This is a genomic window from Chthonobacter rhizosphaerae (assembly GCF_013839525.1).
Classification (GTDB): domain Bacteria; phylum Pseudomonadota; class Alphaproteobacteria; order Rhizobiales; family Pleomorphomonadaceae; genus Chthonobacter; species Chthonobacter rhizosphaerae.
This window is the reverse complement of sequence record NZ_JACDIS010000022.1, coordinates 18,159-28,395: the sequence shown is the minus strand read 5'-3', so window position 1 is coordinate 28,395 and position 10,237 is coordinate 18,159. Positions and strand designations below refer to the sequence as shown.

General features: G+C 70.7%; 9 protein-coding genes. 4 read left to right on the top strand and 5 right to left on the bottom strand.

The window, feature by feature from the left end; genetic code table 11:
* Positions 1 to 298: 298 nt before the first annotated feature.
* Positions 299 to 784 carry a YidH family protein gene (locus HND91_RS21990; protein WP_246329640.1) on the top strand — a complete coding sequence of 162 codons (486 nt, stop codon included), beginning with the start codon at positions 299 to 301 and terminating at the stop codon, positions 782 to 784.
* A 10-nt stretch (positions 785 to 794) separates the two neighbouring features.
* On the opposite strand, the gene ligD is transcribed toward HND91_RS21990, so the two are convergent.
* Together ligD and HND91_RS21980 are read right to left on the bottom strand one after the other, a co-directional pair.
* Positions 795 to 1,715 carry a non-homologous end-joining DNA ligase gene (gene ligD, locus HND91_RS21985; protein WP_181708758.1) on the bottom strand — a complete coding sequence of 307 codons (921 nt, stop codon included), beginning with the start codon at positions 1,713 to 1,715 and terminating at the stop codon, positions 795 to 797.
* 138 nt (positions 1,716 to 1,853) lie between these two features.
* Entirely contained in the window at positions 1,854 to 2,681 is an 828-nt protein-coding gene (locus HND91_RS21980) for a hypothetical protein (protein ID WP_181708757.1), read from the bottom strand.
* 139 nt (positions 2,682 to 2,820) lie between these two features.
* Between HND91_RS21980 and HND91_RS21975 the strand changes: the two genes are divergently transcribed.
* Positions 2,821 to 3,654, top strand: a complete 834-nt coding sequence (locus HND91_RS21975) for a hypothetical protein (RefSeq protein WP_181708756.1) — start codon at positions 2,821 to 2,823, stop codon at positions 3,652 to 3,654.
* Between the two features lie 7 nt (positions 3,655 to 3,661).
* Here the strand turns inward: HND91_RS21975 and HND91_RS21970 are convergent, their stop codons facing one another.
* From HND91_RS21970 to HND91_RS21960, 3 genes are all read right to left on the bottom strand, one after another.
* The gene (locus tag HND91_RS21970; protein WP_181708755.1) at positions 3,662 to 4,300 is read right to left on the bottom strand and encodes a hypothetical protein; all 639 of its coding nucleotides are present in this window, start codon (positions 4,298 to 4,300) and stop codon (positions 3,662 to 3,664) included.
* Complete coding sequence (locus HND91_RS21965) at positions 4,297 to 4,884, bottom strand: DUF1214 domain-containing protein (RefSeq protein WP_181708754.1); 588 nt, start codon at positions 4,882 to 4,884, stop codon at positions 4,297 to 4,299. The genes HND91_RS21970 and HND91_RS21965 overlap by 4 nt, the downstream gene beginning before the upstream one ends.
* Before the next feature lie 253 nt (positions 4,885 to 5,137).
* Positions 5,138 to 7,411: a PBP1A family penicillin-binding protein gene (locus HND91_RS21960; RefSeq protein ID WP_181708753.1), complete on the bottom strand. Its 2,274-nt coding sequence runs from the start codon at positions 7,409 to 7,411 to the stop codon at positions 5,138 to 5,140.
* A gap of 113 nt (positions 7,412 to 7,524) precedes the next feature.
* Here HND91_RS21960 and HND91_RS21955 point away from each other — a divergent pair, with 113 nt between their 5' ends.
* Both HND91_RS21955 and HND91_RS21950 read left to right on the top strand, forming a co-directional pair.
* Positions 7,525 to 8,022 carry a YcgN family cysteine cluster protein gene (locus tag HND91_RS21955; protein WP_181708752.1) on the top strand — a complete coding sequence of 166 codons (498 nt, stop codon included), beginning with the start codon at positions 7,525 to 7,527 and terminating at the stop codon, positions 8,020 to 8,022.
* A gap of 231 nt (positions 8,023 to 8,253) precedes the next feature.
* Entirely contained in the window at positions 8,254 to 9,972 is a 1,719-nt protein-coding gene (locus tag HND91_RS21950; RefSeq protein ID WP_181708751.1) for a methyl-accepting chemotaxis protein, read from the top strand.
* Positions 9,973 to 10,237 lie beyond the last annotated feature (265 nt).

The following is a 10,237-nucleotide window of genomic DNA, read 5'->3' as shown; positions in this document are numbered from 1 at the left end:
ACTTCGGAACCGAAAGCGGCGTGCCAGGGGGTCATGATGGTCATCCTTCTGTGTCAGTGGGGTTGATGGTGGTTCAAGGTCCGGGTCGTTTCGGCCGGTCGTTTCGTCCGCCGATGGATGGACTATGCCGACGTCCCGACCCGGCTTCCGTGACCGGGGTCACACGGGCGAGCGGCCGGGCCGAAAATCGAACCGGTTGGCCGGACCGCGGCCGCGGGGAACCGGGCCCGCATGGCCGTGTTGGCGCAGGGGCGCGAGCGTCCACCCGAGAAGGCCCACCGAACCAGGAGCCCACACGATGCAGGCAGCGGACGAGACCGCTTCGGAGAACCACCTGAAGGCTTCGGCCGAAACGGTCGCGCAAACCTCGCGCGCGGTGAAGTCCTCCACCGAGACGGTGGCCGAGAGCACCGCGACCATGAAGGATTCCGCCGACCGGCGGACCGAGCTTGCCGCCGACCGCACGGTTCTGGCGGCCGAACGGACCTATGCGGCCTGGATCCGGACGGGGCTCGCGTCGCTCGCGAGCGGCATCGGCGCCAAGAAGCTGCTGGAAGGCGTGGTGCCGGACTGGATGATCATCGCCACCGGCTCGCTGCTCGTGCTGTTCAGCGCCTTCTGCTTCGTGGTGGCGGTCTGGCGCGAACTCTTCCCGGGCGTCAAGGACCCGGACCCGGCGGTGCGCCGCCTGCCGAGCGCCCTTCTGATCGTGGCGAACGGCTTCCTCACCCTGGTGGCGCTCGCCGCCCTCGCGAGCATCTGGTTCGGCCGCACCGGCGGCTGAACCGCGTGGGTCAGGCCCCGGGCGCGAGACCGAGCAGCGAAGCGTGCCGGAGCGTCTCCTCGCCCTTGAGGAAGCGGACCCGCACGGCGAGGCCGGGCTTCACCCATTGCGCCTTGCTGCTCGGCTTCAGCCCCGGCACCGGCCGGCTGACGGCGAGCCGGGCGAGCCGATCCTTGAACCGGTCGGCCTCCGGCCCGTCCAGGTTCACCACCGCCCGCCCGGCGAAGTGGAGCGCGCCGTCGTCCTCGTCGGCGAGAAGCGCCGTGAGGCCGCCCGAACTGGTCTTCTCCACGCCGATCACCTGGAAGGTCGCCTCGCCGTAGCACTTGGCCTTCAGCCAGGCGTCCGACCGGCCGCTGCGGTATCGGCTGTCCGCCCGCTTGGAGACCACACCCTCCAGCCCCAGCCGGTCGACCGCGGAGAAGAGTTCGGCGCCGCTGCCGTCATAGGCCTCGCTGAAATGCATGCCGAAGGTCATCTCCCGCCCGGCGAGGAGCGCCTTCAGAAGCGCCCGCCGTTCCACGAGCGGGCGCGACCGCAGGTCCTCGCCGTCGAGGCGCAGGAGATCGAACGCGAACATCACGATCCGGCTGGATCGCCCGTGGAGGGCCGTCCGCAGCGCCTTGAAGTCCGACGCGCCCCGCTCGTTCTGGACGATCGCCTCGCCGTCGATCACGGCGGATCCGCAGTCGAGCGCGGCGGCCGCGTCCACGATCCGCGGGTAGCGGTCGGTCCAGTCGTGGCCGTTGCGGGTGAAGGCGCGCACGTCGTCCGGGGTGATGATCACCTGGGTGCGGTAGCCGTCGTGCTTGATTTCGTGAATCCAGTCTTCCCCCGCGGGCGGCTCCGCCACCAGGGTGGGAAGTTGCGGCGCGATGAAGCCGAAGGACGCCGGCTCCAGCGGCCGCGCAAGGGTACTGACGCGACTCATCGGACTCCGGAATCTGGGAGCCGTTTCGCCTATTACGAGTCGTAGACGAGTCAATGAATCGGAATGCGTGTGTCGAGTCCTTCAGGAATCCTGAAGGTGTCGGTCACGCTTGAGTCAACCTATTGATTCCGCTCGGCTTTACCGAGGCGACGGAATCGCGTCCGGCGCCTCCGCTTCGGCGTCCTGCTCGGCCTCGAAGGCCCTCATGCGTTCGTAGGCGCGCTTTTCCGAGTGGGTGGACGGCTCGAAGAGCATGCGCAGGGCCTGGGTGCTCCAGTGCTCGCGGGCGAACAGGAGGCTCGCCCAGAGAATGAGGCTTCCGCCGCTCAACTCCAGGAACTCCTCGACCGCCACGGTCAGGATGTAGTTGTCGACGCCGGATCCCAGACTGTCGCCGAGAAAGGTTAGCAATTCGGAACTGGCCGAGCCGACCAGGAGCACGATGAAGCCGATGAGGAGGTTGCGCCGCGTGCCGGGCACGGATCCCCGGAAGGCGCCGAGCCGCTTCAAGACCGTGAGCGCCACGGTGATGACCGGCACGCTGACCACCACGAACAGGAGCCCGGTCTCGTAGGCGGGCGACTGCGGGCCGCTGCCGAACGTGCGGCCGAGCCAGATGCCGAGGCGCTCGTGAAGGCCGATGGTCTCGTCCGCCGACATCAGGACCAGAAGGCCGCCGAGGAGCGCGAGCGCCCAAGAATAGGTTTCCACGCGGCGGGTCCGCTGCGCGACCAGGAGGAGCAGCATGCCGGCAATCAGCAGCTGAACCGACGACCACCAGGCCGGAATGTTGCCCTCGCTGTCGAGGGCGAAGATGTAGAAGATCCGGCCGAGCAAGGCCCAGGGCAGCAGGAAGGCGCTGACCAGGCTGACGTTGCAGGCCAGAAGGAACAGAAGGATCAGGACGTCGATCCGAAGGCGCTGGCGCGCGACCGAGGATGGACCGTCGGGGTTTTGAGTATGCATGTCTGAAACGCGCCTTGTTCGACTGTGCCATATGTGAATTGCCGTATGATATGGGCGAAACCAAGTACGGTCAGCCCTCCGCCTGTCGGCCGGGTCTCCCGGATCTCCGCCATCGGCTTGCAATACCGATGCGAATCCGATGACGGTCGGAACCGACGGCATGGAGGCGGGCATGAGGTTTCACGGGCGCGGGCGGTTGGCCGCCCTTCTGATGGCGGCGCTCGCGCTGTCGTCCTGCGGCCGTCCGACCGGCGATTTCGGCCGCGCCCGCCCCTCCGTGCTCCACGACGAGGTGCTGCCGGCAGTGGCCCGGACAAGCGCGGAATATATCGAGGGGCGGACCATCGCCGGGTTCGACCTCACCGAGGACGAGAAGGCGTTGCGCGACCGGGCCTGGGCCTTCGTGCGCCCGCCGCACGTGGGCGACTGGTGGCTCGACACCCTCGTGGAGGGCCAGCGGGTCGGCCTGCTGCCGGTGCTGGATCCCGGGTTCGATCCCGGCCGGTATCACGCCTTCCTGCGGACGGACCCCTACCGGTCCACCGACGCGCGCTGGAACAAGGTGATCTCGGACATCCAGGGCGACGCGCTTCTGGTGCCGCCGTTCTGCGCGGTGGCCGCGCGGGTGCGCCGGGCCGACGCGGAGCGCCTCGGCGCGCTCGGCCGGCTGCAGGTTCCGGACGACCGCCTCGCCGAGGAGGCCTACCAGCGGGTGGACGAGAATTCCGCGCAGATGGCCTGGGTCTGGCGCGCGCTCGGCTACAGGCTGTCGGCCTACCGGAACGCCATCGACCGGTTCGAGATCGAGGCGCCGTCGCCGGTGGTCTGGGAGGCGAACCGCGCCTTCGCGCTCCTCGCCGCCACCCGCTGCGAGGACGCGCCGGCGCTGACCCGCCTGGACATCGACGCGGGGCGGCGGTCCCGTCTTCTCGACGGACCGGATCCGTTCGACCGGCCGGTGCTGCAGAAGTAGCGGGCGCTCAGCGCGGGGCCGGAACCGGCAGCGGGAAGGCGGGGCGCGGCTCCGGCTCCTCCTCGGGCAGGGGCGGCAAGGGCGCCAGCGGGCGGACGCCGGATGGCCGGGCGGCCTGGGCGCAGGTGAGGGCCTGGAGCGCCGCGCGGATCCGCGGGCGGCTCTCGATGTCGGCGGCGGCCACGCGCACCAGCACGAAGCCGGGGCCGGCGGGCGCCTCCACGGTGAAGCCGTCCGCCGGCAGGGTGCCGGCGAGGCGCAGGCGCTCGACAGCATCCGCCATGCCGACGGCGAGCGAGACCGTGCCGTTCGGCGCGGCGTCCTGCTCGAAGCTCGCCACCATGCCGCCGGCCCGGGACACGACCGCGATGGTCCAGACCTCGTCCGGCAGGGCGCCCGCGAGGGTGGTCGTGGTGCCGCCGGTGAGGTCGAAGGCGCAGGCGGCGTGGAGGAAGTAGGGGTCGAGATCCGCCAGCACGGAGCCGTCGGACGGGATGAGGGCGACGACGCCGGGGCGGGCGACCGCAAGCACCCGGGCGGTGGCGTCGTTCGGCGCCGCCGACGGAATGGTCAGGATCGCCAGCACGTGGACGATGCCGGCGACCAGGAGGCCGGCGATCAGGCTGCGGACGAGGTGACCTGTCATCGGCCCCTCCCGCCGCCGCAGTGGAGGAGGCGGATCGCCGGCAGCCGGTCCGGTCCGGGCAGGCGCGCGGCGAGGCCGGAGCCGTAGAGCCGGAGCGTCAGCACGATGGAGCCGAGCCGGCCGGTGGGCACGAAGTTGCCCGGGCGGACGGTTCGGCCGACCACGACCGCGAGGGTGCCGTCCGCCTCCCGGACGGCGTCGCGGCTGGTGAAGCCGGTGCGGCCGGCCGGGTTGCTGGGCAGGCGGCCGGCCTCGTCGGTGACCGCGAGCGTCCAGAGCTCGGCGGAGGGGATCGGCCCGGCGACCGCGTAGTGGCAGAGCGGATCGAGCGGAGTGCCGGCGCTGTCGGTGGTCGCCACCACGGCGATGCCCTCCGCCGGGCCGAGGCCGATGCGGCCGGCGCGGGCGTCTTCGGCGATCTGGTAGGGGTTCGCGGACGTGCCCGGCCCGCCCGCCTGGAGCCGCCAGGGGCCGATCCGGGGCGCGGTGTCGAAGAGGCCGCTCTCGAGCGCCCACCAGGTGGAACCGAGGCCCGCCACGGCGCCGACGAGGGCGATGATCAGGAGGCGGACGACGAGGAACACGGGCGGCCGGAAGGCTTCATGCAGGAGGAATCGGCCGGTTTTCCGAGGAATCGGCGCGCCGGCCGGCAGACCCTACACCAGGGCCCGGCCGCGCGCGACCGGCTCCTTCCGGCTGACCGACGGCGCCGGCCGGGTGGGGCCGAACCGCCACGCCCGCGGCTTTGGGACGGGGCGGGGCGGGGTTGCTCCCGGTCCGGTCCGGAGGTGGTCCCGGTCATCCCGACGGCCCCTTTCGCTTCCTGAAGAGGGGCGGTCAGGGCGAGGGCGCGGTGTCCTTGAGGGCTTCGCGCGCCGCCATGGCGAGGCCGCCGACCGGCGTGACGGCGGGAGGCGTTCCGGCCGGTTCGGCGGCGCCGAGGCGGGCGGGCTGGAAGCCCGTCGCGGGGGGCACCGGCGAGAAGCTGGTGGTGGTGCGGCCGCTTCCCGGGGCGAGCAGCGGGTCGACGCCGATGCGCCCGCGCATGAGCGAGCCGAGCTCGCCGACGATGCGCACCGCGTCCGGCGACAGGACGCCGGCAGTCGCCGGTGTCGTGGCCGGCGCCGCGGCCACCGGCGTCTCGCCCTTCGCCGGCGCGTCCGGCGTCTCCACGCCCGGTATCGCCTTGAACGGCAAGCCCTGATGGGCGACGGCCATGATCGACTGCCAGGTCATGGCGGGCAGGCTGCCGCCGGTCATGTCCTTTGTGGACGTGTAGTCGTCGTTGCCGAACCACACGGAGCCCACATAGTGGCCCGTGTAGCCGACAAACCAGGCGTCGCGGTAGGCCTGGGTGGTTCCGGTCTTGCCGGCAGCCATCTGGCCCTCCAGCCTGGCCCGTCCGCCCGTGCCGGCGTTCACCACGTTGACGAGCACATCATTCATCTGGAATGCGACTTCCTCCGGCAGCACCCGCTCGGGCGGGGGCTCGTCGCGGGCGCGGTCGTAGACGATGCGCCCGGACCGGGTGGAGATCTCGGTCACCGCGTAGGGCGTCGCTTTCACGCCACCGTTGGCGAAAGCCGCATATGCGCCGCCCATGTCGAGGGCGGTGACCTCGGCGACGCCGAGGGGGAGGGCGCGGGTGATCTTCAGCTCGGTGGTGATGCCGAGCTTGTGGGCGACGTCCACGATCTTGTCGCGGCCGATCGCCTGGGCGAGACGGACCGGGACGGTGTTGATCGACTTGGTCAGCGCCGTCTTCAGGGTGACCGGGCCGGCATAGCCGCGGGAATAGTTGCGCGGGCTCCAGTTGCCGATGCTGATCGGTGCGTCGGGCACCACGGAGCTCGCCGAGAAGCCGTGCATGAAGGCGGCGGCGTAGACGAAGGGCTTGAACGACGAACCGGGCTGGCGGAGCGCGCCGGCGGCGCGGTTGAACTGGCTCTCGCCATAGTCGCGCCCGCCGACGAGGGCGCGGACGGCGCCGGCCGGCTCCTGGATCACCGCGGAGGCCTGGCGGACGTTGTAGTCCTGGCCGTACTGCCTGAGGCTGGTCTCGATCGCCTCGTCGGCGGCCTTCTGGATCACCGGGTCGAGGGTGGTCTTCACCATGATGGTGCGGTCGCCCGTGGGGGCGATGCGCTTGACCTCGTCGAAGGCCCAATCGAGGAACCAGTCGGGCGCCTGCTGGCGGGAGCCGCCGACGACGGCCGCCGGATGGCGCCGGGCGGCGGCCACCTGGCCCTCGGTGGCGAAGCCGGCCGCCACCATGTTGGTGAGCACCTGGTTGGCGCGGGCGCGGGCGGCCGGCAGGTTCACGTGCGGGGCGTACTTGGTCGGCGCCTTGAAGAGGCCGGCCAGCATGGCGCTCTCGGCGAGGGTGAGGTCCTTGACCGACTTGCCGAAATAGAACTCCGCCGCCGCCGCCACGCCGTGGGTGCCGCCGCCCATGTAGGCGCGGTCGAGGTAGAGCTTGAGGATCTCCTGCTTGGTGAGGTTCGCCTCCAGCCAGAGCGACAGGTAGGCTTCCTTGATCTTGCGCTCGATCGTCCGCTCGTTGGTGAGGAAGAGGTTCTTGGCGAGCTGCTGGGTGATCGACGAGCCGCCCTGGACCACGCCGCCGGCGCGGGCGTTGGTGACGAGGGCGCGGAAGGTGCCGAACACGTCGATGCCGAAGTGCTCGTGGAAGCGACGGTCCTCGGTGGCGAGGGTCGCCTGGACGAGATGGGGCGGCAGCTGGTCGAGCGGGACGGAATCGTCCAGGAACATGCCGCGCCGGCCGATCAGGGCGCCGTTCTTGTCGAAGAAGGTGACGGCATATTCGCCCTGGGCGCGCCAATCGGTCTCGGTCGCCCGGAAGGCAGGCACCGCGAAGGCGAGGAGAAGGACCGAGCCGGCGACGCCGAGCGTGGCCGCCTCGGAGGCGACCTCCACGGCCGCGCGCCTGGCGCCGCGCACCTTCAGGCGGTCGGCATGGTCGACGATCGCGCTCCAGGCGCAGGCGAAGCGGTCGGCGAAGGAATAGGCGACGCTGTCGATCACGGCGTCGATGGCGAGAAGCCGCTGCCGAAGCGGACGACGACGGTGTTTCGACTTGAAATCGGACACGGGACGGCTCAAGCGTTCGTCGGCGGGCGGTCGGCCGGCCCTCCGGCAGACGTATAGAGATATCTGGTTATTCCAGACGGATCAAAGGCGCGGCGGCGCGGATGGTTAAGGAAATGCATAAAGTTGAAGACGCCCCGTTCTGGATCGTGAAATCTCTCGACGAGATGACCGACGCCGAGTGGGAGAGCCTGTGCGACGGCTGCGCCCGGTGCTGCCTGAACAAGCTGGAGGACGAGGACAGCGGCGCGATCGCCTGGACCGACGTGGGCTGCTCGCTGCTCGACGACGCCAGCTGCCGCTGCCGGGACTACGACAACCGCAGCGCGACCGTGCCGGACTGCATCCGGCTGACGCCGGACGAGGTGCGCACGCTCTCCTGGCTTCCGCCCACCTGCGCCTACCGGCTGGTGGACGAGGGCCGAGACCTCTACTGGTGGCATCCGCTCGTCTCCGGCGACCCCGACACCGTTCATCAGGCCGGCGTTTCGGTGCGCGGCCGCACCGTCTCGGAAGACGATGTGCCTCTAGAACGCTGGGAGGAGCGGATCGTTTCGTGGCCCAACGAGACGCCGGGCGAGCCGCGCAGACGCAGGCGGCGCCGGATGCCCTGAGACGCGGGCGAACCGGACGCGGGCGAGCCGGACGCGGGCGAACCGGACATCGGCCAATCAGGCGCGGGCGAACCGGGCCAGGCCGTCGCCCGGACGGCAAAGCGCCACGACGGCACCGGCTTCGCGCGGCTTGAGGTTTCTGGACGGTATACCCGTACTTTTACCAAGCCTTCATGCGCGGCAGACTAGCATCCACCCCTGTCGATCCGTACTCGGGGGGGATGCTGGACGATGACGATTACGATCAAGGCTGGTGTCGTGGGGCTTTCCGCGCTGCTCCTGGTAAGTTCGCTTGCAACGGTGGTGGTGTCCTTCCGGAGCTTGTGGATCATGCACTCGGGGGCGAACCGCGGCTACCAGGAGACGTTGACGCTCTACGACGCCGAGCAAATGGAGAATGCCGCGACCAGGGCACGGATCGCCAGCGCGGAACTGGTGGTCGTGAAACGGCCAGCCGAACGGGAAGCCGCCCGGTCGGATCTGGCTGCCGCCGCCACGCTCTTCGCCCGATACGCCGACAACTACGCGGCCGGCAATGCGGACCACGGCAGCAAACCGGCCGGCCATGCGGACCACGGCAGCAAGGACGGAATGCTGACCCAAGCGCGGACCCACATGGAGCGTTACCTCGACCTGCAGGTCGAACTGGACGCGATGGTCGCCCGAGGCGACGCGGAAGCGGCCGTCGGGCTGTTCATGGGAGAGATGGCCGAGGCATACCGGTCTCTCGACTCCACGCTCGACGGACTGCTGGAGGCGTGCCGGGCCGACGCCGAACTCGTGAACCGCACCAACGAGAGCGTGTATGGCCAAGCCCTCATTATCGTCGGCGCCGCCATGGCGTGCCTGTTCGGCGCCGGCGCGCTGCAGGTTTGGCTCGCCGTGTGCGGGATCGTCACTCCGATGTCGCGCATGGTCCAAGCGATGCGGCAGGTCGCCGGCGGGGACTTCCGTGCCGCCATCCCGTACACGGGCAAGCGCAACGAGATCGGCGCCATGGCGGACACCCTGGCGGTGTTCGCCATGAACCTGGAGGAGGTGGAACGCATGCGCGCCGCCCAGGACGAGGCGACCCTCGCGGCTTCGCTCGCCCGACGGCAGGAACGCGAACGGCTGGCCGAGGCGTTCGAGGCCGACATGGGCAGCCTGGCCTGCCAGTTCGCCAGGGCTTCCGACGAGATGGCCGACGCCGCCCGCTACCTGGCGACAACCGCCGACGAGACCAGCCGGCAGGCCGAGGCGGTGGCGAACGCCGCCGAGGTCGCGGCCCGGAACGTCCAGACCGTGGCGGCCTCGGCGGAGGAACTGTCGCACACGGTGCGGGAGATCAACGGGCAGGTGGCGCGCTCTGCCGAGATCACGGTGGACGCGACCGCGGAGGCGGACCGGGCGGACGTGAACATCCGCGCGCTCTCCGCCGCCGCGGACCGGATCGGCGCGGTGGTGGCCATCATCCAGGCGATCGCCCAGCAGACCAACCTGCTGGCGCTCAACGCCACCATCGAGGCGGCGCGCGCGGGAGAGGCGGGCAGGGGCTTCGCCGTGGTGGCGGGGGAGGTGAAGCTGCTGGCCGGCCAGACCGCCAAGGCCACCGAGGAGATCTCCGCCACCGTCGCCGAGATCCAGGCGGCGACCGGGACGGCGGTGTCGTCGGTCAACGCCATCGTGTCGACCATGGGGACGGTGCGCGGCGTGACCGAAGCCATCGTCGGCGCCCTGGACGAGCAGGGCGCCGCCACCCTCGACATCGCCACCAGCACCCAGCGCGCCGCCACCGGCACGGCCGACGTGACCACGAACATCAAGGGCGTCAGCCAGGCGGCGGCCATGACCGGCTCTGCGACCGGCCACCTGCTTTCGCTCTCCGACACGCTGCAGGAACGATCGGCGGATCTGGAGCGGCGGGTTGGATCGTTCATCACCACGCTGCGGGCGGTGAAGGCGAGCTAGGAACGGAGGACGACCTGCGCCTTCGCGCGCCGCTCGAGCGGCGCGGCTGACGGGGTGGCCCGATAGGAAGAAAGTCCTTGACAGCGTAACGCTGGCCGGCTATGGTTTGGCCATGATCCGAGACGTGTGGGCGGCACCCGAAAGGGGCCGCCTTTTTTCGTGCCCGCGGGGGTCCGGTGCGGCCGGCGGCGGCGCCGTGGACTGGCCCGGGGGCGGGAGGGCGCGATGCGCGAGAAGCCGGACGCCGGGGTGGACTGGGCGGCGG

Coding starts and splice junctions, on each gene's coding strand:
- HND91_RS21955 (WP_181708752.1), top strand. CDS start 7,525: ATGCATAAAGTTGAAGACGCCCCGTTCTGGATCGTGAAATCTCTCGAC.
- HND91_RS21970 (WP_181708755.1), bottom strand. CDS start 4,300: ATGACAGGTCACCTCGTCCGCAGCCTGATCGCCGGCCTCCTGGTCGCC.
- HND91_RS21975 (WP_181708756.1), top strand. CDS start 2,821: ATGACGGTCGGAACCGACGGCATGGAGGCGGGCATGAGGTTTCACGGG.
- HND91_RS21980 (WP_181708757.1), bottom strand. CDS start 2,681: ATGCATACTCAAAACCCCGACGGTCCATCCTCGGTCGCGCGCCAGCGC.
- HND91_RS21950 (WP_181708751.1), top strand. CDS start 8,254: ATGACGATTACGATCAAGGCTGGTGTCGTGGGGCTTTCCGCGCTGCTC.
- HND91_RS21990 (WP_246329640.1), top strand. CDS start 299: ATGCAGGCAGCGGACGAGACCGCTTCGGAGAACCACCTGAAGGCTTCG.
- ligD (WP_181708758.1), bottom strand. CDS start 1,715: ATGAGTCGCGTCAGTACCCTTGCGCGGCCGCTGGAGCCGGCGTCCTTC.